This is a genomic window from Halomonas cerina, assembly GCF_014192215.1.
GTDB lineage: Bacteria > Pseudomonadota > Gammaproteobacteria > Pseudomonadales > Halomonadaceae > Halomonas > Halomonas cerina.
This window is the reverse complement of the sequence record NZ_JACHXP010000012.1, coordinates 1-24,638: the sequence shown is the minus strand read 5'-3', so window position 1 is coordinate 24,638 and position 24,638 is coordinate 1. Positions and strand designations below refer to the sequence as shown.

General features: G+C 66.7%; 20 protein-coding genes. 16 read left to right on the top strand and 4 right to left on the bottom strand.

The features are described 5' to 3' along the window. Positions 1 to 56: 56 nt before the first annotated feature. Together FHR94_RS12355 and FHR94_RS12350 are read right to left on the bottom strand one after the other, a co-directional pair. Positions 57 to 590, bottom strand: coding sequence for an invasion associated locus B family protein (locus tag FHR94_RS12355; RefSeq protein WP_183326037.1), 534 nt, complete (start codon positions 588 to 590; stop codon positions 57 to 59). A 239-nt stretch (positions 591 to 829) separates the two neighbouring features. Beyond that, the gene (locus FHR94_RS12350; RefSeq protein WP_183326036.1) at positions 830 to 2,404 is read right to left on the bottom strand and encodes a BCCT family transporter; all 1,575 of its coding nucleotides are present in this window, start codon (positions 2,402 to 2,404) and stop codon (positions 830 to 832) included. 261 nt (positions 2,405 to 2,665) lie between these two features. Between FHR94_RS12350 and fdhA the strand changes: the two genes are divergently transcribed. Next, complete coding sequence (gene fdhA, locus FHR94_RS12345) at positions 2,666 to 3,859, top strand: formaldehyde dehydrogenase, glutathione-independent (protein WP_183326035.1); 1,194 nt, start codon at positions 2,666 to 2,668, stop codon at positions 3,857 to 3,859. Between the two features lie 182 nt (positions 3,860 to 4,041). On the opposite strand, the gene FHR94_RS12340 is transcribed toward fdhA, so the two are convergent. Next, positions 4,042 to 4,926 (bottom strand): LysR substrate-binding domain-containing protein, encoded by an 885-nt coding sequence (locus tag FHR94_RS12340; protein ID WP_183326034.1) that lies wholly within the window; start codon positions 4,924 to 4,926, stop codon positions 4,042 to 4,044. Between the two features lie 122 nt (positions 4,927 to 5,048). Here FHR94_RS12340 and FHR94_RS12335 point away from each other — a divergent pair, with 122 nt between their 5' ends. The 10 genes from FHR94_RS12335 to FHR94_RS12290 all read left to right on the top strand — a co-directional run bounded on the left by FHR94_RS12335 (position 5,049) and on the right by FHR94_RS12290 (position 17,533). Beyond that, positions 5,049 to 6,488 (top strand): aldehyde dehydrogenase family protein, encoded by a 1,440-nt coding sequence (locus FHR94_RS12335; protein WP_183326033.1) that lies wholly within the window; start codon positions 5,049 to 5,051, stop codon positions 6,486 to 6,488. Between the two features lie 11 nt (positions 6,489 to 6,499). Next, positions 6,500 to 7,507, top strand: coding sequence for a dipeptidase (locus FHR94_RS12330; protein WP_183326032.1), 1,008 nt, complete (start codon positions 6,500 to 6,502; stop codon positions 7,505 to 7,507). A gap of 68 nt (positions 7,508 to 7,575) precedes the next feature. After that, positions 7,576 to 9,165 carry a BCCT family transporter gene (locus FHR94_RS12325; RefSeq protein ID WP_183326031.1) on the top strand — a complete coding sequence of 530 codons (1,590 nt, stop codon included), beginning with the start codon at positions 7,576 to 7,578 and terminating at the stop codon, positions 9,163 to 9,165. Beyond that, entirely contained in the window at positions 9,158 to 10,909 is a 1,752-nt protein-coding gene (locus FHR94_RS12320) for a hypothetical protein (protein ID WP_183326030.1), read from the top strand. Before FHR94_RS12325 ends, FHR94_RS12320 begins: the two co-directional genes overlap by 8 nt. Next, positions 10,906 to 11,673 (top strand): DUF3726 domain-containing protein, encoded by a 768-nt coding sequence (locus FHR94_RS12315; RefSeq protein WP_183326029.1) that lies wholly within the window; start codon positions 10,906 to 10,908, stop codon positions 11,671 to 11,673. Before FHR94_RS12320 ends, FHR94_RS12315 begins: the two co-directional genes overlap by 4 nt. A gap of 15 nt (positions 11,674 to 11,688) precedes the next feature. Beyond that, positions 11,689 to 12,069 (top strand): RidA family protein, encoded by a 381-nt coding sequence (locus tag FHR94_RS12310; RefSeq protein ID WP_183326028.1) that lies wholly within the window; start codon positions 11,689 to 11,691, stop codon positions 12,067 to 12,069. Between the two features lie 124 nt (positions 12,070 to 12,193). Then, the gene (locus FHR94_RS12305) at positions 12,194 to 13,912 is read left to right on the top strand and encodes an NADH-ubiquinone oxidoreductase-F iron-sulfur binding region domain-containing protein (protein WP_183326027.1); all 1,719 of its coding nucleotides are present in this window, start codon (positions 12,194 to 12,196) and stop codon (positions 13,910 to 13,912) included. A gap of 11 nt (positions 13,913 to 13,923) precedes the next feature. Then, on the top strand, positions 13,924 to 16,755 hold the full coding sequence (gene fdhF, locus FHR94_RS12300) for a formate dehydrogenase subunit alpha (protein WP_183326026.1): 2,832 nt from the start codon (positions 13,924 to 13,926) through the stop codon (positions 16,753 to 16,755). 33 nt (positions 16,756 to 16,788) lie between these two features. Then, entirely contained in the window at positions 16,789 to 17,028 is a 240-nt protein-coding gene (locus FHR94_RS12295; protein ID WP_183326025.1) for a hypothetical protein, read from the top strand. Positions 17,029 to 17,161: 133 nt separating this feature from the next. Beyond that, complete coding sequence (locus tag FHR94_RS12290) at positions 17,162 to 17,533, top strand: hypothetical protein (protein ID WP_183326024.1); 372 nt, start codon at positions 17,162 to 17,164, stop codon at positions 17,531 to 17,533. Between the two features lie 149 nt (positions 17,534 to 17,682). On the opposite strand, the gene FHR94_RS12285 is transcribed toward FHR94_RS12290, so the two are convergent. Next, entirely contained in the window at positions 17,683 to 18,969 is a 1,287-nt protein-coding gene (locus FHR94_RS12285) for an aromatic ring-hydroxylating oxygenase subunit alpha (RefSeq protein WP_183326023.1), read from the bottom strand. Between the two features lie 326 nt (positions 18,970 to 19,295). Between FHR94_RS12285 and FHR94_RS12280 the strand changes: the two genes are divergently transcribed. The 5 genes from FHR94_RS12280 to FHR94_RS12260 form a co-directional block, all read left to right on the top strand. Beyond that, on the top strand, positions 19,296 to 20,402 hold the full coding sequence (locus tag FHR94_RS12280) for an FAD-binding oxidoreductase (RefSeq protein ID WP_183326022.1): 1,107 nt from the start codon (positions 19,296 to 19,298) through the stop codon (positions 20,400 to 20,402). 280 nt (positions 20,403 to 20,682) lie between these two features. After that, a complete protein-coding gene (gene glyA, locus FHR94_RS12275; RefSeq protein WP_183326021.1) occupies positions 20,683 to 22,005 on the top strand; it encodes a serine hydroxymethyltransferase in 1,323 nt (440 codons plus the stop codon). A gap of 46 nt (positions 22,006 to 22,051) precedes the next feature. Then, a complete protein-coding gene (locus FHR94_RS12270; protein ID WP_183326020.1) occupies positions 22,052 to 23,302 on the top strand; it encodes a sarcosine oxidase subunit beta family protein in 1,251 nt (416 codons plus the stop codon). A 12-nt stretch (positions 23,303 to 23,314) separates the two neighbouring features. Continuing rightward, on the top strand, positions 23,315 to 23,665 hold the full coding sequence (locus FHR94_RS12265) for a sarcosine oxidase subunit delta (protein WP_183326019.1): 351 nt from the start codon (positions 23,315 to 23,317) through the stop codon (positions 23,663 to 23,665). Next, on the top strand, positions 23,662 to 24,638 hold a 977-nt coding region (locus FHR94_RS12260), incomplete at its 3' end, for a 2Fe-2S iron-sulfur cluster-binding protein (protein WP_183326018.1). The genes FHR94_RS12265 and FHR94_RS12260, both read left to right, overlap by 4 nt.

Genomic DNA, 24,638 nt, shown 5'->3' with positions numbered 1-24,638 from the left:
GCAAAGCCCCGGCACCAGGCCGGGGCTTTGCGTTTGTCCAGGCCATGGACGGGCCCTCAGGGCGCGATCCGCTGGCTGGCATCGGTGAAGCCCATCAGGGAGATAGCCAGGTCCATGCGGTTACCGCGAGGCCCGATCAGGCTCAGGGTCGCCGAGCTGCCACCGCGCAGCGCCTGGAGCAGGGAGGGCTCAACGGGCAGGTCGGCCCGGCAGCCCTGCTGCAGGCAGACCTGGTAAGGGAACTGCGCCGGCTCGCCACTGCCCACGCTGAGCTGCAGGCCCGGGGCGAGACGCACGCCCAGCGGCAGCAAGAAGGTCATCGCCGGGCGCCCCTCGAGCTGTGGGGGGTAGGCGACAATCACCCGCATCAGCGGCTCACCGCTGTCCGGATTGTTGACCAATTGGCTCATCGTGCAGTTGCCCTGGCCACCCTCGCTCGGGCAGAGCACCTCCCAGTCACGGAACTGCTCGGTCGTGACATCGGCGCCGGCAGCCCCCGACGACGCCTGCTGGGCAAAGGCATTGGGTGCCAGGGCCAGCAGCAACAGCAGGCCGGTCATGCACAGGCGTCGTGTGAAACGGTTCGACATCGGTGGTATCTCCTCGGCCTCGCAGGCCATGAACGCTTGATCGGATCGTGCATCCGTGACCTCCCCGAGGTGAGGGGCGTTCCCCTTGCCTCGATCAGGGGTCCGGATGGAGAGCACTACCATGCCCGTTCGACCCCCTCGAGGTCGAGTCCCGGCAGGATAGAACGCGGAAGCACAGGGCATAACGCAACGACCCCGGCGAGTGCCGGGGTCATCGGAGCGTGGAGGCAGAGCCTGGGTCAGGTGGTCGGGGCGAGCCTCAGCATGCGATGTTCCTCACGCAGGCTCTTGACCAGGCCCACGCACATCACCAGCAGCACGATAGTGAAGGGCAGGCCGGTGGCCACGGCGCCGGCCTGCAGGGCGGTGAGTGCCTCGCTGCCGCCGCCATAGAGCAGGACGCCGGCGATCACGCCTTCCAGGGTGGCCCAGAACACCCGCTGGGTGCGTGGCGCATCGACCTTGCCGCCGGCCGTGATGCTGTCGATCACCAGCGAGCCGGAGTCCGAGGAGGTAATGAAGAACACCAGCACCAGGACGATGGCCATGGTGGAGGTCAGGGTGGTCAGCGGCAGGTGCTCGAGCATCTGGAACATCGCCAGGGAGACGTCGCTGATGCCATTGGCCAGCTCGCCGACGCCGGCCGCGGACTGGGCCAGGGCGTTTCCGCCGAAGGCGCTCATCCACACGATGGTGACCAGGGTCGGGACCAGCAGCACGGCGGTCAGGAACTCGCGTACGGTGCGCCCCCGCGAGACCCGGGCGATGAACATGCCGACGAAGGGTGACCAGGAGATCCACCAGGCCCAGTAGAACACCGTCCAGCCGTGGTACCAGGTGGTGTCGTCGCGGCCGATCCAGTTGGACAGCGGCAGGACATGGCTGGCGTAGGCCAGGGTGGTGTCCCACAGGCCGTTGACGAACAGCAGGGTGGAGCCGGTCAGCACCACGAACAGCAGCAGTAGCAGGGCGATCACCATGTTGATGTTGGAGAACAGCTTGACGCCGCCGTCGATGCCGCGCCACACCGAGAACAGCGCCACCGCGGTGACGCCGATGATGATGGCGATCTGGGTGCCGATGGTGTTGGGCACGTCGAACAGGTAGTTGAGGCCGCCGGCGGCCTGGGAGGCGCCGAGGCCCAGCGAGGTGGCCAGGCCGAAGATGGTCGCCAGCACCGCGATGATGTCGATGATGTGGCCGAGCCAGCCCCGGGTGCGCTCGCCGAACAGCGGGGTGAAGGCGGAGCGCAGGGTCAGCGGCAGGCCGCGATTGTAGGCGAAGAAAGCCAGGGAAAGGCCCACCACGCCATAGATCGCCCAGGGGTGCAGACCCCAGTGGAACATGGTGGCGCCCATCGCCGCCTGGGCGCCTTCCGGGGTGCCCGCGGCGGCATTCAGGGGCGTGCCGTACCAGTCGGTGTAGTAGGCCACCGGTTCGGCCACGCTCCAGAACATCAGGCCGATGCCCATGCCGGCGGCGAACAGCATGCTGAACCACGAGACCAGCGAGTGCTCCGGCCGGGCGTCCTGGCCGCCCAGGCGGATGCGGCCCAGGGGCAGCACGATCAGCGCCAGGCACAGGATCACGAAGACGTTACCGGCGATCATGAACAGCCAGTCGAAGTGCTCGATCGACCAGCCGCGTGCCCCGGTCAGCTGGCTGTTGGCCGCCTCGGGGTAGATCAGGGCGTAGAGGATAAAGGCCAGGATGGCCAGGGCGGAGAGCGGGAAGACGGGGTTGTGGAAGTCCAGGCCGAGCACCTGGGTATTGTCCTGTCCTGGCGTCAGGACCGGGTCGTCGTCATGCTGCATCAGGGAAGTCCTCGTTTGTTGTTGTCGTGTCGCCACGCGAGGCGGTCGACGCCGGACATTCTTGGCGCATTGCGAGACCGGCAGTGTCGTGAAAACGACCTCCGGGTATCCATCGGCACATTCGTCTCGAGATGGTGGCGAGGATGTCTCGAATTGGCATGGCGGTGACTCGTACGGAACATTCCGGCCGTGAGAAGCGGCTATCGTCGAGGAGCGGCGGCTTTCGCCGCCCCCCTACAACAATGTCGAAGGAAGCCAGCCATGAGTGCAGCCAACCGCGGAGTCGTCTACAAGGGCCCGGGTGAAGTCGCCGTCGAATCCATCGCCTATCCGGAACTCGCTCTCGGCCATCGCAAGTGCGACCACGGCGTGATCCTGAAAGTCGTCACCACCAACATCTGCGGCAGCGACCAGCACATGGTGCGCGGCCGCACCACCGCCCCGTCGGGCCTGGTGCTGGGCCACGAGATCACCGGCGTGGTCATCGAAGCCGGCCGCGACGTCGAGTTCATCAAGCCCGGCGATCTGGTCTCGGTGCCGTTCAACATCGCCTGTGGTCGCTGCCGCAACTGCAAGGAAGGCCGCACCGGCATCTGCCTCAACGTCAACCCGTCGCGTCCTGGTGCCGCCTACGGCTACGTGGACATGGGCGGCTGGGTCGGTGGCCAGACCGAGTACGTCATGGTGCCCTACGCGGACTTCAACCTGCTGAAGTTCCCGGACGCCGACCAGGCCATGGAGAAGATCAAGGACCTGACGCTGCTGTCCGATATCTTTCCGACCGGTTTCCATGGCTGTGTCACCGCCGGCGTGGGTCCGGGCTCCACCGTCTACATCGCCGGGGCCGGCCCGGTAGGTCTCGCGGCGGCCGTGTCCGCCCAGCTGCTGGGGGCGGCCTGCGTGATCGTCGGTGACATGATCGAAGAGCGCCTGGCCCAGGCCCGCAGTTTCGGCTGCGAGACCCTCGACCTGACCCTGGAAGGCGACATGGCCGACAGGATCGAGGCGATCCTCGGCGAGCGCGAGGTCGACGCCTTCGTCGACTGCGTCGGTTTCGAGGCCCATGCCTGTGGCTGCAACCACGGCAAGGAAGCGCCGGCCACCGTGCTGAACTCCGCCATGTCACTGACCCGCGCCGGCGGCCAGATCGGTATCCCGGGTCTGTACGTGACCGAAGATCCGGGCGCGGCCGACGAGGCGGCCAAGCACGGCGCGCTGAGCATGCGCTTCGGCCTCGGCTGGGCCAAGTCGCACTCCTTCCATACCGGCCAGTGCCCGGTGATGCAGTACCACCGGCCGCTGATGCAGGCGATCCTGTTCGGTAAAGTGAACATCGCCGATGCGGTCAATGTTAAGATGATCACCCTGGACGAGGCGCCCAAGGGCTACGCCGACTTCGATGGCGGCGCGGCCAAGAAATTCGTCATCGACCCCCACGGCAGTGTCGCCGCTTAACGGGCGCCGCGGCCAGCTTATTCGGGGTATCGATCCCCACGGCAGTGTCGCCGCTTAACGGGCGTCGCGGCCAGCTTATTCGGGGTATCGATCCCCACGGTAGCGTCGCCGCGTAAGCGGCGACGCCGGAGGCAGCCCCGGTCGAGCCAGCGCTCGGCCGGGCTTGCCGCCGTCACCACTTGTCACACGCCTTCCGCCACCAGGTGCTCCAGCAGATGCCGCCGCATGGCCGCCGCCGCCGGTGACAGGCTGACGCGTGCTCGGCACAGCAGGCCGATCCGGCGCTCCAGGCGGGGTTCGGCCAATGGAAGGAAGCGCAGTCGCGCATGCTCTTCCTGGAACGCCAGGCGGGGCAGGGTAGTGATGCCGATACCGGCCTCGAGCATCGCGGTCAGCGAGATCATGTTGGAGATGTACAACCTGCTCTGTTCGAGCAGCCCGGCCGCCGGTGAGCCTTCGAGCAGGCGCGAGGTGCCATTGCGGATCAGGGTATGCCCGGTCAGCTCTCGCCAGTGCAGGCGGTCGCGCCTAGCCAGCGGGTGGTCGTCGCGACATATTACGCCGATCTCGTCATGCAGCAGCGGAGTAAAGTCCAGCCCCTCCTCGGCCTGCCAGAGGCTGGTGATGCCGAGTTCCACCTCGCCGCTCAGCACCATCTGATTCACCAGCTCGGAGTGGCCATCACGCAGGCTGATCTCGATACCCGGATACGCGACCACGAAGCTCGCCAGGAGGCGGGGCATCAAGCGACTGGCCACCGACGGGACGGTGGCGATATCCACGCGTCCCGCCTGATGGCTGGCCATGGCCAAGGCGTCACGGCTCACGCGGTCGTGGTGGGCCACCAGTTCGCGAAAGCGCGGTGCGCACCAGCTGCCGAAGGGCGTCAGGGTGGCCTTGCCGCCCTTCTCGAAGAGCGGCTCCCCCAGGCGCTGTTCCAGTTCCCTGATGGCCATGGACAGCGCCGGCTGGGTCCGGTGCAGATGGCGGGCGGCGGCATGAAAGCCGCCCTCATCCATGATGGCCAGCACATAGCGCAACGGCTGGATCTTGAGCTCCGGCAGCATGTCGCCTCCCGGCACGACGATAGTGATGGTGGTAAATCTAGTTTATCATTTTTAATATATTATTGATTATATTTATCTCGGATTCCCTCCTAGGATGACGACAACGTCCAAAGGAGGTTTCCATGTCCCACGTTCATTCCCTGTACATCGGCGGTGCCTGGCTCGACGGCCCGGATAGCGTCACCAACGTCAACCCCTCCGACACCCGTGATGTGATCGGTAACTATGCCCAGGCCAGCCTCGACCAGGTGCAGCAAGCCATCACCGCGGCCAGGCGCGGCCTGGCCGAGTGGCGTGGGAGCGGCCTCGAGCAGCGCTATGGCGTGCTGATGGCCATCGGCGACGAGCTGGTCGCCCGCAAGGACGAGCTCGGCGAATTGCTCGCTCGCGAGGAGGGCAAGACCCGCGCCGAGGGCGTCGGCGAGGTCTATCGCTCCGCCCAGTTCTTCCATTACTACGCCGCCGAGGTGCTGCGTCAGATCGATGAGCGGGTCGACTCCGTGCGTCCGGGAGTCGAGATCGATACCCGCCGCGAGCCGGTCGGCGTGGTTGGCATCATCAGTCCCTGGAACTTTCCCATGGCCACCGCCGTGTGGAAGATCGCCCCGGCGCTGGCCTTCGGCAATGCGGTGATCTTCAAGCCGGCCAACCTAGTCCCCGCCAGCGCCTGGGCCCTGGCTGAGATCATCAGCCGCCAGGCCCTGCCCGACGGGACCTTCAACCTGCTGATGGGCCCAGGCAGCAGCGTCGGCGATGCGCTGATCTCGAGCCCCGAGATCGATGCCCTGAGCTTCACCGGCTCGCTGGGCGTGGGCCGCCGCGTGGCTGCCGCCACCGCCGGCAACCTGGTCCGGTGCCAGCTGGAGATGGGCTCGAAGAATGCCCTGATCGTGGCCGACGACGCCGATCTGGACCTGGCCGTGGAGGCCGCCTTCGCCGGCGCCTACTCCGGCACCGGCCAGAAGTGTACCGCCTCCTCGCGGCTGATCGTCACCGAGGCGGTCCACGATGCCTTCGTCGACAAGCTGATCGCCAAGCTGAAGACCATCAGGGTCGGCCATGCCCTGGAAGCGGGCGTGCACATGGGCCCGGCCGTGGACGCCCGCCAGCTGGAAGCCAACCTGGCCTGGGTCGAGCGTGCCCGTGCCGACGGCGCCACCCTGGCCTTCGGCGGCGAGCGCCTCGAGCGCGACACCGAGGGCTTCTTCATGGCCCCGGCGCTGTTTACCGACACCACCAATGACATGGCCATCAATCGCGAGGAGGTCTTCGGCCCCATCGCCTGCGTGATCAAGGTGCGTGACTATGAACAGGCCATCGCCACCCTCAACGACACCAACTTCGGTCTCACGGCCGGCATCATCACCGACTCGCTGAAGCTGGCCAATGACTTCAAGGCCCGCGCCGAGACCGGCTGCGTGATGGTCAACCTGGCCACCGCCGGCACCGACTACCACGTGCCCTTCGGCGGTCGCAAGGACTCGAGCTTCGGCCCCCGTGAGCAGGGGCGTTATGCCCGTGAATTCTACACCGTGGTCAAGACCTGCTACGTCAAGGCCTGAGGAGACGCCCCATGTCCAAGGACATCCTGACCATCGATGGTCTGCAGTACTCGAACTGGTCCCGGGAGATCTTCGAGCAGATGCGCGAGGGCGGCGTCGATGCCGTCCACGCGACCCTGGTCTACCACGAGAACACCCGCGAGACCCTGTCACGCCTCGGCGAGTGGAACCGCCGCTTCGAGGCTCACGGCGACCTGATCATGCCGGTCCGCGAGCCCGGCGATATCGAACGCGCCCGGCAGGCGGACAAAATCGGCATCTTCCTCGGGGCCCAGAACTGCTCGCCCATCGAAGATGACATCGACATGGTCGAGGTGATGCGTCGCCTGGGCCTTTTGATCATGCAGTTGACCTACAACAACCAGAGCCTGCTGGCCTGCGGCTGCTACGAAGCCGAGGACAGTGGCATCACCCGCTTCGGCCGCCAAGTGATCCACGAGATGAACCGGGTGGGCATGGTCATCGACATGTCCCACAGCGCCGAGCGCTCGACCCTGGAAGCCGTGGAGCTCTCCGAACGCCCGGTGATCATCTCCCATGCCAACCCCAGCTCCTTCCATGCCGCCAAGCGCAACAAGTCGGACAAGGTGCTCGCGGCGATCGCCGAATGTGGCGGCCTGCTGGGCTTCTCCGCCTACCCCTTTCACTTGCGCAACGGGCCCGACTGTACCCTCGAGGACTTCTGCGACATGGTCGCCCGCACCGCCGACCTGATGGGCATCGAGCACATCGCCATCGGGACCGACCTGTGCCAGGCGCAACCCACCTCGGTGCTGGAATGGATGCGCAACGGTCGCTGGTCCAAGGAGATGGATTACGGCGAGGGTAGCAAGGCCAACGCGGACTGGCCGCGCCCCCTGACATGGTTCCGGGATAACCGCGACTTCCCGAATCTGATCGCGGGACTTCGCCAGCGCGGCTTCGACGAGGCCTCGATCGAGCGCGTCATGGGCCGCAACTGGGTCGATCTGCTGTACCGCGCCGCCGTCCCCACACCGGATGTGGAGGCCGTCGCCTGAGCACCCCGCGTCGATACCCGACAACAACAAGAGGGTCCGTGCGGACCCGGCTAACATAGGCCAATGACATGACACAAGATAACATCGCTACCCAGGCGGCCCGGGCCGCCAAGGAGCCTCGGCTGGGGGATCCCATCGTCCTCGGTCTCAGTGTGGGCTTCATCGTGCTGTTCGTCGCCCTGTCGCTGTATGACATCGACATGGTGGCGAACGCGATCGGTGCCGGCTTCGCCTGGACCGCCAGCACGCTGGGGTCCTATTTCCAGCTGCTGTTGCTGCTGACCTTCTTCATCGGCCTAGGCGTGGCCGTGTCACCGGCTGCCAGCGCCAGGATCGGCAACCGTGCGACCCCGGAGATCAGCACCTTCAAGTGGCTGTCGATCATCATGTGCACCCTGCTGGCCGGAGGCGGCGTCTTCTTCGCCGCCGGTGAACCGGTCTATCACTTCGTGGTGACGCCACCGACCTTCGATACCCAGGCGGGCACCGCCGAGGCCGTGGCCGGTGCCCTGGCCCAGTCCTTCATGCATTGGGGCTTTCTGGCCTGGGCGGTACTCGGCTCGTTGACCGCCATCGTGCTAGCCCATGCCCACTACGATAAGGGGCAACCCCTGCAGCCGCGCACCCTGCTTTACCCGGTGCTCGGCGAACGGGTCATGAGCGGCGCCCTCGGTGGCGTGGTCGACGCCCTGTGCGTGATCGCCGTGGTCGCCGGCACCGTGGGCCCCATCGGTTTTCTGGCCACCCAGGTGAGCTTCGGCCTGCACGAGTTGCTGGGCCTGCCGGCCGGTTACGCCACCCAACTGGTGATCCTGGTGGCGCTGGCCGCCGTCTATGTCACCTCCGCGGTGACCGGCATCCACCGGGGCATCCAGTGGCTCAGCCGGTTCAATGTCTTCCTGGCCCTGGCCATCGCCGCGGTGATCTTCCTCTTCGGGCCCACGCTGTTTCTGACCAATGCCTTCACCCAGGGCTTCGGCGAATACCTGACCTCCTTCTTCACCATGGCCACCATGACCGCCGAGACGGCGCCAGCCTGGTGGATGCAGTGGTGGACGGTGTTCTTCTTCGCCTGGTTCATCGGCTATGGCCCCTTGATGGCGATCTTCGTGGCGCGCATCTCCCGCGGGCGAACCATCCGCCAGATGATCCTCGCCGTGGCGGTCATGGCGCCCATCGCCACCACGGTCTGGTTCACCCTGCTCGGCGGCTCGGGGATCCACTTCCAGTTGACCGGGATGATCGATCTCACCGAGGCGCTGAACAACTTCCAGTTCGATGTCGCCACCCTCACCGTGGCCCAGGCCCTCCCGGGGGGCACCCTGATGGCCCTGGCCATCCTGGTGCTGACCACTATCTTCGTCGCCACCACCGGGGACTCGATGAGCTATGCCATCGCCGTGGTGGGCTCCGGCCACGACCAGCCCGACGCCCTGGTCCGTGCCTTCTGGGGCATCGCCATGGCACTGATGGCGGGGATCCTGCTCTATATGGGAGCGGGCCAGATCAGTGTCCTTCAGCAGTTCATCGTGATTACCGCGATTCCGGTGTCACTGGTCTTGCTGCCCTCGCTGTGGACCGGTCCCCAGGCGGCCTATGCCATGGCCAGGGCCCAGGGATTGACCTCTCGTCGTCCCAAGGAGCCTCTCCATGGTTGAGTTCGCCACCCCGACGATCCTGCCGGCCCCGCTGCGCCCCGCTGACGAGGTCATGCAACTGGAACGGCTAGGCAGCCTGCCGGCCAGTCGCCTCAGCTTCGTGCGCAGCCTGGTCCGCCAGATGGCACGCCAGCGCTGGCAGATCAGCCGCACCCGCTTCGATCTGAACGCCCAGGGTCACGGCATCGCCATCTATCGGCTGCAGACGCCCCAGGGCCGCTATCACGGGGTGATCTTCTCCCAGCACCTCGAGGACGACCAGCGTTCCGACCGGGTGATCGCCCAGGCCTGGGACGTCACCTTCGGGGTGGTCGAGGGCGACGTGGACGACGCCCTGCTCGAGCAGATGGCGGCCAACGTGCCGCTTCAGGAGGCCGGACGGCAGCACCCGCGCCTGCTGGTGTTGTCGCGCGCCAACCGCAGCCTGCGCAACTTCGCCCATTTCGTGGCGGCGCTGTCGACCGGCCGCCAGCCCGACCCGGCCGGGCTAACACGGGTCGGCTACCTCTACCGGACCACGGCGGTCTACGGCAACGGCAAGTTCGGCATCGCCGACTTCGTGCGCCTGCAGGACAACCCCGACTTCCACCGACCCTTCTCGGCCCAGATGCTAGCGGTCTACCTGCTGCGCCACTTCTCCATCGAGCAGGTCGAACATATCGCCCGCTGCCAGGCGCCCGAGAGCGCGGTGCCTATGGCCACCGAACTGCGCCGCTATCTGGGCATCGGCAACTCCACCGGCCTGGGTATGGCCCCTTTCCTGATCAACCATCCCCAGCTGATCCAGCAGTGGGTGCTGTGCCGGGAGACTGCCCTGGCGTTGGCGCTGGGCCAGGCGCCGGACGAGGAAAGCCGCCGGCGGCTGATCGAGCTCACTCGACGCGCGATGCACCACTTGGCCCAGACGGTCACCGAGGACGCCGAGCAGGGCGCGCGCAATGCCGCCACGGTGGCGGCATTGCCGGAAGTGATCGCCTGGCTCGAGGAAGTGCCGCTGGAGGCCGATCTCTGGCAGCAGCTGGTGGCCTGGAGCGCACGCACCCTGCCGTTGGAGGCCCAGGAGCTGGTCAATACTCTGCTGATCGAACTGTATCCCGAGCGGGTCGATGCCCTGGAGGATCGGATGGGCACCGACGAGCGCCTGGAACTGACCCCGGACATGCCCCTGGTGCGGCTCAAGCAGCTGATCGAGACTCATGACGACTGGGCCCTGGCCGAGGACTTCACGCAGCCCGAGGCGCGTCACTGGTTCTGGTATCGTTCCGCCGAGAAGGAGGAACCCCGGCTCGGCGTGCGTGGCGTCGAGCCCGGCGCCGAGAAGGAACTGCCGCTGGCCATCGCGCCTCGCGTCAGCCGTACCCATGCGGCCTTGAGCGACTTCCTCGATGCCCATCCCCGCGCGCTGGTGGTGGAGTTTTTGATCGCCCATCCGCGGCACAAGGACATCGTGCGGCGCATCCAGACCATGGCCGAGACGCCCTACGGGGAAATTCGTGCCAACCTCTGGCATCGGGACATGAAGCCCATGCACCTGCTACGCACCAAGCTGGCGTTCTTCGGGGCCAGCCGCTTCGATCCCAAGTCCGACCGCTGGGTGCGTATCACCCTCTTCCAGGGGGCACCGCTGGTGGAGGAACTCAACGCCGAACCCCGGGACCTGGCCGACTTCGATGACTGGAGCTTCCCGCTGGAGCCCGAAGGCATCATGCATGAACGAGACCAAGGGGTGGGAGACACACCATGAAGGCGTCCTATAACGAGTTGCAGGGTCTGTGCCGCAAGGCCTTCATTGGCATGGGCTTCGAGGAAGGCGACGCGGCGGATGCCGCCGACATGGTCGCCTGGATGCAGTGCTTTGGCCTCGGCGGCCTGGCCGCCCTGAACCGAGGCCTGGACTTCCTGCTCGACGACGATCCCGATGAGCTGCCCAGCGTGCTCTACCAGGATGGCGATCTGGCGGTGGTCGACGGCCATGGCCAGAGCGTGCTGAGAAGCTCCACCCTGGCCTTGGAGCTCGGCTTCGCCAAGGCCCGTGCCCGGGGGCTCTCGGTGACCAAGATCCGTCACTGCCACAACCGCCAGCTGATCATGGGCTACCTGGCCCGCTTGGCGGGCCGCGGCATGAATGTCACCGCCTTCTGGCGCAACGCCCAGCAGCCGCTGACCGAGCAGGTCGTCGGCTTCCGGGCCAATGGCTCGGCACCGGAGATCCGCGTCTACGCGGTCCACGAGATCCCGGAAGAGAACGAGCCCAACGACGGCATCACCCTGGTGATGGCCAACCACGTCGATTTGCTGCCGGCGATGCGTTCGGACTATCGCTACGACCTGCTGGCGCGTCACGACGAAGCGGACCTGCTGGCCTGCCGCCACCGATCCCTGGCGGAGGGCATCGAGGTCGACGAGGCCGTCTGGGAACGCCTCAAGCAACTCGCCAACCGCATGCTGGTGGAGGCCACCGAGGCCTCCCGTGAGGGTGCCGGCGCCGGCACCAACGACAACGACTGACACGAGACATCACCGATGATTCACCCCGTGAGCACCGATCTTTTCGCCTCTAAGGCGCCCCTGGAATGGGCCGTTGTCGGCAACGGCATCCTCTTCACCGCCCAGATTCCCATCGGCGCCGATGGCGAGGTGGTCGAGGGCGGTATCGAAGCCCAGACCCGCCAGACCCTGGATAACCTGGCCCACATCCTGGAGAAGGCCGGCGCCGGCATGGAGGCCCTGACCCAGGTGCTGATCTACGTCACCGCCCGAGAGGACCTGGCCACGGTCAACCGGGTCTATGCCGAGTACGTGCGCGAGCCCTACCCCAACCGAGCCGCCATCATCGTCTCCGGTTTCGCCCGGGAGGCGATGCGCGTCGAGATGGTGGCCTATGCGGCGGTAGAGATGGGCTAGCCTAGCTGATAGCGACACTCGCATGCCAACGCGCTCACGTGACAGCCGATGAAGCATTGCCCCGGCTTGGGGCCGGTGCCAACATGCGAGAAAAGGTAGTACCCACGAGAACAACGAGCCTGCCATGACCGTCGAGACCGTCACTCCCAAGCGTCGCCACCGCGGCAAGCCGCGTGGCCGTGACTTCCCCCCCGTTGCCCTGGCGGCGCTTCGCCAGCTGCTCGGTGACGAGCGGGAGCAGCCCGGCTTGCAGCGGCGCGACCTGCTGATCGAGCACCTGCATGCCCTCCAGGATGCCCATGGCCACCTGTCCCTGCTGAACCTCCGGGCGCTGGCCGCCTACATGAACCTGCCGATGGCCGCGGTCTACGAGACCGCCACCTTCTATGCCCACTTCGACGTGGTCCACGACGACCAGGTGCCGCCGCCGGAGACGACGGTCCGGGTCTGTGACTCGCTCTCCTGCCAGCTGGCCGGGGCCGCCACGCTCGAGGCCGAGCTGGCAGCGGGCGCCGACCCGGCGCGAGTGCGGGTGATTCGTGCGCCCTGTATGGGGCGTTGCGACACGGCCCCGGTGGTGGAAGTGGGGCACCATCATGTGCTGTACGCGACGCGCGAGGGCGTCGAGGCGGTGGTCGATACCGGTCACTACCATCCCGAGGCGATCGTCTGGCAGCGTCTGGAGGACTATCGCGGCGAGGGCGGCTACGGGCTGCTCGCCGATTGCCGTGCCGGCCAGGTGACGGTCGAGACGCTGACCAAGATGCTCGAAGCCTCGGGGCTGCGCGGGCTGGGTGGCGCCGGCTTCCCGACCTTCAAGAAGTGGCAGTTCGTGCGGGCCGAGCCTGGCCCGCGCTATTGCGCCATCAACGCCGACGAGGGCGAACCCGGCACCTTCAAGGATCGCTACTACCTCGAACGCTCGCCGCATCGCTTCCTTGAGGGGGCCCTGGTCAGCGCCTGGGCCGTGGAGGCCGAGGCACTGTATATCTACCTGCGTGATGAATATCCCGGCCTGCATCGGGTGCTGCGCGAGGCCATCGCCGAACTCGAGACGGCCGGCTTGAGCGATCCGGGCTATATCGTGCTGCGCCGCGGCGCGGGAGCCTACATCTGCGGTGAGGAGTCGGCGATGATCGAGTCGCTGGAGGGCAAGCCGGGCAAGCCGCGCCACCGCCCGCCCTTCGTCGCCCAGCGCGGGCTCTTCGGCCGTCCGACCCTGGTCAACAATGTCGAGACCGTCTACTGGATCCCGTTGATCCGGCAGCGCGGCGCCGACTGGTTCGCCGGCCATGGCCGCCACGGTCGCCGGGGGCTTCGCAGCTTCTCGGTATCCGGCCGCGTCCGCCGACCTGGCGTGCATCTGGCACCCGCCGGCATCACTCTCACCGAACTCATCGAGGAGTACTGCGGCGGCATGGCCGAGGGCCACCGGCTGGCCGGTTACCTGCCCGGTGGCGCCTCCGGCGGCATCCTGCCGGCCAGCAAGGCCGATATCCCGCTGGACTTCGATACCCTGCAGGAGGCGGGCTGCTTCATCGGCTCGGCGGCCATCATCGTGCTCTCCGACCAGGATGACCTCAGGTTGGTGGCCACCAACCTGTTGGCCTTCTTCGCCGACGAGTCCTGCGGCCAGTGCACCCCGTGCCGGGTAGGCACCGAGAAGATGCTGACGCTGCTCGAGCGCGACGAGTGGCAGGTCGCCGAGCTCGAACGGCTGTCCCAGGTGATGATGGACGCCTCTATCTGTGGTCTGGGGCAGGCGGCGCCCAATCCGGTGCTGGGGCTGCTGCGGGACTTCCGCGGTGAGCTCGCCGGCCACAACGTGATCGTCAAGGGGTAAGGGAGATGAACATGAGTGAACAGACCTTTTCCCTGACCTTGGATGGCGTGGAAGTGAGCGCCTTCCCCGGCGAGACCCTGTGGCAGGTGGCCAAGCGCGCCGGTGAGACCATCCCGCACCTGTGCTTCAAGGATGCCCCCGGCTATCGCAGTGACGGCAACTGTCGCGCCTGCATGGTGGAGATTGACGGCGAGCGCGTGCTGGCGGCGAGCTGTCTGCGCGAGGCCGCCCCCGGCATGGTGGTCAAGAGTGCCAGCTCCGAGCGGGCCCGCACCGCCCGGAAGGGGGTGATGGAGCTGCTGATCGCCGACCAGCCCGAGCGCGACGACGCGCCCGATCGTTCGAGCCACTTCTGGGCCATGGCCGATGCACTGGCCATCGACGCCACCGCAGCCCGCGTGCGCTGGCCATCCCGGGCCGAGCGTGAGACGCCCACCGTCCACCATGTGACGCCCCGGGCCGGCTCCCTGGTCCATGACGCCACCCATTCGGCGATGAACGTCAACCTCGACGCCTGTATCGAATGCAACCTCTGCGTGCGGGCCTGCCGCGAGGTGCAGGGCAACGACGTCATCGGCCTGGCCCACCGGGGGGCCGCCTCGAAGATCGTCTTCGACTTCGACGACCCCATGGGCGCGAGCACCTGCGTGGCCTGCGGCGAGTGCGTCCAGGCCTGTCCCACCGGAGCGCTGATGCCCGCGACCCTGGTCGATGCCGCGGGCCGCGGCGACTCCAAGGTGGCCGATCGCCAGGTCGACTCGGTCTGTCCCTACTGCGGCGTGGGCTGCCAGCTCACCTACCACATCAAGGACGATGCCATCCTCTTCGTCGAGGGCCGCGACGGGCCCTCGAACCAGAACCGCCTGTGCGTGAAGGGGCGCTTCGGCTTCGACTACCCGAACCACTCCGCGCGTCTCACCCGGCCGCTGATTCGCCGCCCCGGGGTGGCCAAGGGGCTCGATCCCGATTTCGACCCGGCCCATCCCCTCAGCCATTTCCGCGAGGCCAGCTGGGACGAGGCCCTGGATCTCGCCGCCGACGGCCTCACGCGACTCAAGGCGGCGCACGGCCCCGACGCCCTGGCCGGCTTCGGCAGCGCCAAGTGCTCCAACGAGGAGGCCTGGCTGTTCCAGAAGCTGGTGCGCACCGGCTTCGGCAGCAACCATGTCGACCACTGTACCCGGCTGTGTCACGCGAGCTCGGTGGCGGCGCTGATGGAGTGCCTCGGCTCGGGCGCGGTGACCGCCTCGTTCATGCAGGCGCTCGAGGCCGACGTGGTGCTCCTGACCGGCTGCAACCCGGCGGTGAACCACCCGGTGGCGGCCACCTACTTCAAGCAGGCGGCCCGTAACGGCACCAAGCTGATCATCCTCGATCCGCGTGGCCAGGCGCTGGATGCCTACGCCCACCGCAGCGTGCGGTTTACCCCGGGCGGGGACGTGGCGCTCTACAACGCCATGCTCAACGTCATCGTGACGGAAGGCCTCTTCGATCAGGCCTATATCGAGGCCCATACCGAGGGCTTCGCGGCCCTCCAGGCCCATGTGGGGGACATGACCCCGGAGGCGATGACCGGTCTTTGCGGGGTGGCCCCCGAGACCATCCGCGAGATCGCCCGGCTCTTCGCGAGGGCAGAGCGGGCGATGATCTTCTGGGGCATGGGCATCTCCCAGCACGTCCACGGCACCGACAATGCCCGCTGCCTGATCTCGCTGGCCCTGGCCTGCGGCCATATCGGCCGCCCCGGGACCGGGCTGCATCCGCTGCGCGGCCAGAACAATGTCCAGGGGGCCTCGGATGCCGGCCTGATCCCCATGGTCCTGCCCGACTACCAGCCGGTGACCGACGCCCAGGTGCGTGCTGCCTTCGAGGAACTGTGGGCCACGCCGCTGGACGACAAGCCCGGCCTTACCGTGGTGGAGATCATGGAGGCCATTACGGCCGGGACCATCAAGGGCATGTACATCCAGGGCGAGAACCCGGCGATGTCCGACCCGGATCTCGACCATGCCCGGGCGGCCTTGGGCAGGCTCGAGCACCTGGTGGTGCAGGACCTGTTCGTCACCGAGACCGCCCAGTTCGCCGACATCATTTTGCCGGCCTCCGCCTGGCCGGAGAAGGAGGGCAGCGTCACCAATACCAACCGCCAGGTCCAGCTGGGCCGCGCCGCCGTGCCCTTGCCCGGCGAGGCGAAACCCGACTGGTGGATCATCCAGGAGATTGCCCGACGCTTCGGCCTGGGCTGGGACTATACGCACCCCCGCGAGGTCTTCGCCGAGATGAAACGCGGCATGGCGTCACTGGACCATATCAGCTGGGCGCGCCTGGAACGGGAGGACTCGGTGACCTACCCCTGTGCCGCTGACGATGCCCCCGGGGCCGATGTGGTGTTCAGTGATGCCTTCCCGCGTGCCGGCGGCCGGGCGCGGTTCGCCCCCACCCGGCCGTTGCCGCCGGACGAGCCGGTCGACGCGGAGTACCCCACGGTGCTGACCACCGGGCGTCAGCTCGAGCACTGGCATACCGGCTCCATGACGCGCCGGGCCCGGGTGCTCGATGCCTTGGAACCCGAGGCGGTGGCCAGCCTGGCCCCGGCCGAGCTGTCGCGCCTGCACCTGGCGCCGGGGGACCCCGTCACCATCACCACGAGGCGCGGGGCGATCACCCTCACGGCGCGGGTTGACCCGTCGATGCCGGCGGGGCTGGTGTTCGTGCCCTTCTGTTACGTGGAAGCGGCGGCCAACATCTTGACCAATCCGGCCCTGGATCCCGACGGCAAGATCCCCGAGTTCAAGTACGCCGCCTGCCGCCTGAGTCGCGCCGAGCCGCAGGCGGTCTCATGAATGAGGCCACCGCGCCATGAGGAGGAAAGGGCCATGATGATCGTTGACCTGATCGATGGGGATGACTTCCGCGACCGGCTGGTGGCGTTGGGCATCCGTATTCCCGAGGGCGCCTGTCCCGAGACCTGCGCACGTATGGCGCGGTGCAAGCAGAGGGAAGTGGGGGTGCCGAGGCTTGCGGAAACGGTGCGCGAGCTGATGGCGCGCACCGATATCATGCTGCCCTCGGTGCGTGATGCCATCGAGCGCTTCCTGCTGCCCGAGTTGCGTTAGGCCGGTGCCGTGATCAAATGCGAGTCATGCATGACGCACAGCGCGTCGAGCGAGGCGTGTCTAGACTGATAATCGAGATGAGACGTTCTCATTCACCCTTTTGGGTGCATTTTTTCAAGCCAATAGGTGTCGTATGAAGCCCCAAGACTTGCTGAAGAAGATCGGGGTTCTCGGTGTATCACTCGCCTTGGTCGCCGGTCCACTGGCCTTTGCCGCAGATGATCCGGCGGCAAAGGCGACGGATTCAGCTGCCAATCCCATGGAAGGGGGAGATCTGGCCGATACGCTGGGACCGGATGGTGAAGTGCTGGCCGAAGATGAGGTGCCTACTCGGGTCGAGGCCACGGATTCGGCGGCCAACCCGGTAGCCGAGGGGGATCTGGCCGATACGCTGGGACCGGATGGTGAAGCACTGAGCGAAGATGAGGTACCCGAGCGGGTCGAGGCCACGGATTCGGCGGCCAACCCGGTAGCCGAGGGGGATCTGGCCGATCCTGAGGAGTAAGGACCTCCAGATTCGGACCACATGGTCGGACGCCCCCGTCAGTCGGGGGCGTTTTTTTGCAAGGGGGCCAATATAGAAGCTCGCCATAGGGGGCGGTGCTCCCGGGACCCACCGAGCGGTGGGCCCCGGGAGCATGGCGAGGGGTGGGCTCAGCCTTGGGCCAGCTGGAGATGCGGGGCGCTATTGCCCAGATTCTCGAGCATGCGCTCGCTGTACCAGTCGATGAAGTCGATCACCCCGAACTCGAAGGTCTCGGAGTAGGGGCCCGGCTCGTAGCCCTTGGAATTGATGCCGCGCTGATTCTCCTCGGCAAGCCGGCGATCCTGGTCGTTGGTAGCGTCCCAGACACGGCGCAATTGGGCCGGGTCGTAGTCGACGCCTTCCACGGCATCCTTGTGGACCAGCCACTTGGTGGTCACTACGGTCTTCTGGGGCCCCAGCGGCATCACCCGGAACACCACGGCGTGGTCGCCCATGTAGTGGTTCCAGGAGTTGGGCAGGTGGAGGATGCGCAGCGAGCCCATGTCGGGGCTCTGCAGGCGGCCCATCAGCTTCTTGCAGCCCGGCTGGCCGTCCATGGTCATGGAGACGGTGCCGTTCAGCAGTGGCGTGCGGGTCAGGCGGTTGCGACGACCAAGCCGCGTGAGCTTGAAGGGCACGCCCTGGGCTTCCCAGTCGGCCTGTTTGCGGGCCACCAGCGCCTTGTAGGCCGGGGTCGCCCGGGGGTCATCGGTGTCGTCGAACTCCTGCAGGGAGTTGAGCAACTCGGGATGGGCGCCGTTGCAGTGGTAGCACTCGCGGTTGTTCTCGAGCACCAGCTTCCAGTTGGCCTGCTCGACAATGCTGGATTCCACCGCGACCTTGACGTTGTCCATGTCATAGGGGGCCAGGTAGCGATCCAGCGCCTCGAGGAGCTCGTCGATGGCCGGGGGCTCGTCGGCCAGGCTGACGAAGATATAGCCCCCGGCGGTCTGCACCTGGACGGGCTTGAGCCCGTAGGCACCGAGGTCGAAATCCTTGCCCATGTCGCTGCCGGCGAACAGCAGGCGGCCATCCAGCTCGTAGGTCCACTGGTGGTAGTGGCAGACCAGCTTGGCCACCTTGCCCTTGTCGGTGACGCACAGCCGCGAGCCGCGGTGACGGCAGACGTTATGGAAGGCGTGCACCTTGCCGTCGTTGCCACGCACGATGACCACCGGGTTGTCCCCCACATCGAGGGTGATGAAGTTGCCCTTGGCGGGGATCTCGCAGGTCATGCCGGCGAACAGCCACTCCTTCTCGAAGATCTCCTGCATGTCCAGGCGAAACAGCCGTTCATCGTTGTAGAAGGGCTGAGGGAGCGAGAAGTGGTGCCGGCGCTGCTGCAGCATCTCGACGGTGGCCTCGCGGGCCGGGGCAAGGGAGTCATCCAGGCGAGCGAGAGACATGGAGTCCATGGAGGCATATCCTCATTTCAGGGCCGCTATGGCGGCCTCGGGGTTGTTCGGGGGTACAGCCAGGTGAGTGGCCGCGCGGCGGAGTGGGCCGTGGCGGGTTGCAGCGAGTGTGGAGCAGCGGTCTGGGGGGCGGTTGTCTGCCGGCGACGTGTGGCGATGCAGCAGCGACGCGGTGAAGAACGAAAAATGGCGGGGGTGGATGTCATGGACATGCCCATGTCGCAGACAGGCAAGTCGTGTCCGGCGGCGCTGCGCAGAATTCGCACAACGGCAGGCGGTGGCACCGCGGTCGGAGACCCTCATGCTGCAGCCCAGGCGACACGACAATGACAATGAACTTCCTTAACCCCGTCACCACCCAGACCTGGACCAACGGCCGCCATGCGGTGCGCTGTGTCAAGGTGATCCAGGAAACCTGGGACACCCGCACCTTCTGTTTCATGGCCGAGCAGCCGGTGCTGTTCTTCTTCAAGCCAGGGCAGTTCGTGACCCTGGAGCTGGAGATCGATGGCAAGCCCATCATGCGCTCCTATACCATCTCCAGTTCACCCTCGGTGCCCTACAGCTTCTCGATCACCGTCAAGCGCATGCCGGGTGGGGTGGTTTCCAACTGGCTGCACGACAATCTCAAGGCCAACGACGAGCTGGTGGTACACGGCCCGGTCGGCAACTTCAACATCATGGACTATCCGGCGGAGAAGTACCTGATGCTCTCCGGCGGTGTCGGCATCACGCCGCTGATGTCCATGGTGCGCTGGATGTTCGACACCAACGCCGCCGTGGATATCGAGTTCGTGCACAGTTCCCGCACCCCCACGGATGTGATCTTCCATCGTGAGCTGGAGCACATCTTCTCGCGGATTCCCGAGTTCAAGCTGCATATCGTCGCCGAGCGCAGCGACGAGCTGGGCCAGGCGTGGTCGGGGTTCCGGGGCTACCTGTCCAAGGCGATGCTCGATTTGATGGCCCCGGACTTCATGGACCGCGAAATCTTCTGTTGCGGCCCGACGCCCTACATGCACGCCGTCAAGCACCTGCTGACGCAGCACGGCTTCGACATGAGCCACTACCACGAGGAGTTCTTCGGCGCCACGCCGCTGGAGGTTCAGGAAGAGGTGATCGAGCATGTCGAGCAGGCCGAGGCCGAGGCCGAGGAATTCGATGCTGCCGACCTGATCAGCGTCGAGTTCAGCGTGACGGGCAAGAGTGTGCGCATCCAGCCCGGCGAGACGGTCCATACCGCCGCAGCCAAGCTGGGACTGCATATTCCCAAGGCCTGTGGCATGGGAATCTGCGGGACCTGCCGGGTACCGCTCAGCACCGGTGAGGTGGAGATGGACCACAACGGCGGCATCACCGAGGAGGATATCGCCGAGGGCTACATTCTCTCCTGCTGCAGCATGCCCAAGGGCGACGTGGTGGTGGCCTACTAGCCACCGCCCGGCACGCCCGATACGCCCGCCGCGGCCCATCCTGAGGATGGGCCGCGGCGTGTCGTGTCCGGACCTTTCCGTGCCCGGCGCTGAGGAAGCGCGCCGGGTGCCGAGCCAGGGGAGCCGATCCCCGACTCGGTTGTCGCGAAACGGTACCCGTGTCGCAAACGCGTCGAGTCGTGACGTCGTCAAGCATCTTGCCCCCCGAGGCCGGGGATACCATCGCGGCGAGAGTGGCCTCGAGTGACGACCACCCGCGATAACAATACCGGAGCCCTGCATGACCCACCGTGATGGATTTTCCCGCAATGACCGCCTGGCATCCGTCGATGCCTCCCTGGCCTCGGCCATCGCCGAGGAAGTCGCCCGCCAGGAGGCCCATATCGAACTGATCGCCTCCGAGAACTATGCCAGCCGTGCGGTCATGGAGGCCCAGGGCACCCAGTTGACCAACAAATACGCCGAAGGTTATCCCGGCAAGCGCTATTACGGCGGTTGTGAGTTCGTCGACAAGGTCGAGACCCTGGCCATCGAGCGTGCCTGTGCCCTGTTCGGCGCCGACTACGCCAACGTTCAGCCGCACTCCGGCGCCCAGGCCAATGCCGCAGCCTTCATGGCCCTGATCAAGCCGGGCGACACCGTACTGGGCATGAGCCTGGCCCACGGCGGTCACCTGACCCATGGGGCGGCACCCAACTTCTCGGGCAAGCATTACCATGCCGTGCAGTATGGCCTGAATCCGGCGACCGGCGAGATTGATTACGAGGAAGTCGAGCGTCTGGCCCGGGAGCACCGGCCCAAGCTGATCATCGCCGGTTTCTCGGCCTATTCGCGGGTGATCGATTGGCGTCGCTTCCGCACCATCGCCGATGAGGTGGGTGCCTGGTTGCTGGTCGACATGGCGCATGTCGCGGGCCTGGTGGCTGCTGGGCATTACCCGAGCCCGCTGCCCCATGCCCATGTGGTGACCACCACCACCCACAAGACGCTGCGTGGTCCGCGCGGCGGCCTGATCCTCTCCGCCACCGGCGACGAGGCGCTCTACCGCAAGCTCAATGGCGCGGTGTTCCCGGGCCAGCAGGGCGGGCCGCTGATGCACGTCATCGCCGCCAAGGCGGTGGCCTTCCGCGAGGCCATGAGCCAGGACTTCGTGCGCTACCAGGCGCAGGTCATCGACAACGCCCGCGCCATGGCCAATGTCTTCGTCGAGCGCGGTTTCGACGTGGTGTCCGGCGGCACCGACGACCATCTGTTCCTGGTCTCGTTGATCAAGCAGGGCGTGACCGGCAAGGACGCCGATGCCGCCCTGGGTCGCGCCCACATCACCGTCAACAAGAACGCCGTGCCCAACGACCCGGAAAGCCCCTTCGTCACCTCGGGCCTGCGCATCGGCACTCCCGCGGTGACCACCCGCGGCTTCAGTGTCGATGAGTGCGAGGCCCTGGCCGGCTGGATCTGCGACATCCTCGACGTCCTGACCGAGCGCCGCAACAGCGACGCGGTCGAGGACGAGGTGCGCGAGAAGGTGGCCGAGCTGTGCGAGCGTCACCCGGTCTATGGCGTGACCATGCCCGGCGCCGAGTCCGCCCCGTCCATCGCGTGAGCCCGTTCCCGCCGGCCATGCCGGCGGGATCCTGGAGGAGACCCCTATGCAACGTTATTCAGGCTTCGGGCTGGTCAAGCACGCGCTCAGCCACCACGAGAACTGGGAGCGTCAGTGGCGCAACCCCACGCCCAAGAAGGCCTACGATGTCATCATCGTCGGCGGCGGCGGCCACGGCCTGGCCACCGCCTACTACCTGGCCAAGGAGTTCGGCGTCAGGAACGTGGCGGTGATCGAGAAGGGCTGGCTGGGCGGCGGCAATACCGCGCGCAACACCACCATCGTCCGCTCCAACTACCTGTGGGACGAGGCCGCGGCGCTCTACGAGCATTCCATGAAGCTGTGGGAAGGGCTGTCCCAGGACCTCAACTACAACGTCATGTTCTCCCAGCGCGGCGTGTTGAACCTCGGCCACACCCTGCAGGACATGCGCGACATCCAGCGCCGGGTCAACGCCAACCGCTTGAACGGCATCGACGGCGAGGTGCTCGACGCCAAGGGCGTCCAGGCACTGGTGCCGATCATGGATTGCTCGAAGAATGCCCGCTATCCGGTGATGGGCGCCTCCTGGCAGCCGCGTGCCGGGGTGGCCCGCCACGACGCCGTGGCCTGGGGCTTCGCCCGGGGCGCCGACGCCCATGGCGTGGACATCCTCCAGCAGACCGAGGTCACCGGCTTCAAGATCCGCGATGGCCAGGTCTACGGGGTGCACACCAACCGCGGTGACATCGAGGCCAAGACCGTGGGCTGCGTGACCGCCGGCAACTCCGGCGTGCTGGCCAAGATGGCCGGCATCAAGCTGCCGCTGGAGTCGCATCCGCTGCAGGCGCTGGTCTCCGAGCCGCTCAAGCCGGTGCTCGACACCGTGGTGATGTCCAACCACGTGCATGGCTACATCAGCCAGTCCGACAAGGGCGACCTGGTCATCGGCGCGGGCATCGACGGCTACAACGGCTACGGCCAGCGCGGCAGCTACCCCACCGTGGAGCACACCCTGCAGGCCATCGTCGAGATGTTCCCGATCTTCTCCCGGGTGCGCATGAACCGCCAGTGGGGCGGCATCGTCGACACCTGCTCGGATGCCTGCCCGATCCTGTCCAAGACCCAGGTCAAGGGCCTCTACTTCAACTGCGGCTGGGGCACCGGCGGCTTCAAGGCCACCCCGGGCTCGGGGCACGTGTTCGCCGCCAGCCTGGCCAAGGGCGAGATGCATCCGATCGCCGCGCCGTTCTCCATCGATCGCTTCCACACCGGCGCGCTGATCGATGAGCACGGTGCCGCCGGCGTGGCCCACTAAGGAGATTTCGCCATGTTCTATATCCATTGCCCCTACTGCGGCGAACACCGCGAGGAAGAGGAATTCCATCCCAAGGGCCAGGCGCACATCGCCCGTCCGGCCGACCCCGCGGCCTGCAGCGACGAGGAATGGGGCGACTACCTGTTCTTCCGCGATAACCCGCGCGGCATCCACCACGAGCTGTGGGTACACGCCGTGGGTTGCCGCAAGTTCTTCAACATCACCCGCCACACGGTGACCTACGCGATCCTTGAGACCTACAGGATGGGCGAGCAGCCGAGATTTACCGCCGAGTACCCCGAGGGCCGATCATCCCGGGACGCCGCCGACCAGGCACCGCTTCGTGAAGGAGTCCGCGCATGAGCCAGCTCAATCGTCTCACCCGGGGCGGACGCATCGACCGTTCTCGCAAGCTGAGCTTCACCTTCAACGGCAAGCGTTATCAGGGCCATGCCGGTGACACCCTGGCCTCGGCGCTGCTCGCCAACGGCGTCGACTTGGTCAACCGCAGCTTCAAGTACTCGCGGCCGCGCGGCATCGTCGCCGCCGGCGCCGAGGAACCCAATGCGGTGGTCCAGCTCGGCAAGACCGAGGCCGGCCAGGTGCCCAACGTGCGGGCCACCCAGCAGGCGCTCTACGACGGTCTCGAGGCCCGCAGCACCAACGGCTGGCCCAACGTCCAGCGCGACCTGATGGGCCTGGTGGGCAAGCTGGGCGGCCAGTTCATGCCGCCGGGCTTCTACTACAAGACCTTCATGGCCCCGGCCTCGATGTGGATGACCTACGAGAAGTACATCCGCAAGTCCGCTGGCCTGGGTCGCAGCCCCATGGAGAACGACCCGGACAGCTACGACCACCTGCACCAGCACTGCGACGTGCTGGTGGTCGGGGCCGGCCCGGCGGGCCTCGCCGCCGCCCTGGCCGCGGCGCGCAGTGGCGCCCGGGTGATCCTGGCCGACGAGCAGGAGGAGATGGGTGGCTCGCTGCTCGATTCCCGCGAGCGGCTCGACGACCAGCCGGCGGATCAGTGGGCCGCCGAGGTCCTGAAGGAGCTGTCGGGTCTCGACAACGTGACGTTGCTGGCCCGCACCACGGCCAACGGCTATCACGACCACCACTTCGTGACCCTGCACGAGCGGCGCACCGAGCACCTGGCGGATACCGCGCCGCTCAAGGACGGCCGTCGTCAGGTGCGCTCGCGCCTGCACCGGGTGCGTGCCGGTCGCGTCGTGCTGGCCACCGGCGCCCACGAGCGCCCGCTGGTCTATGCGGGTAACGACGTGCCGGGCAACCTGCTGGCCGGTGCGGTCTCGACCTATATCCGTCGTTACGGGGT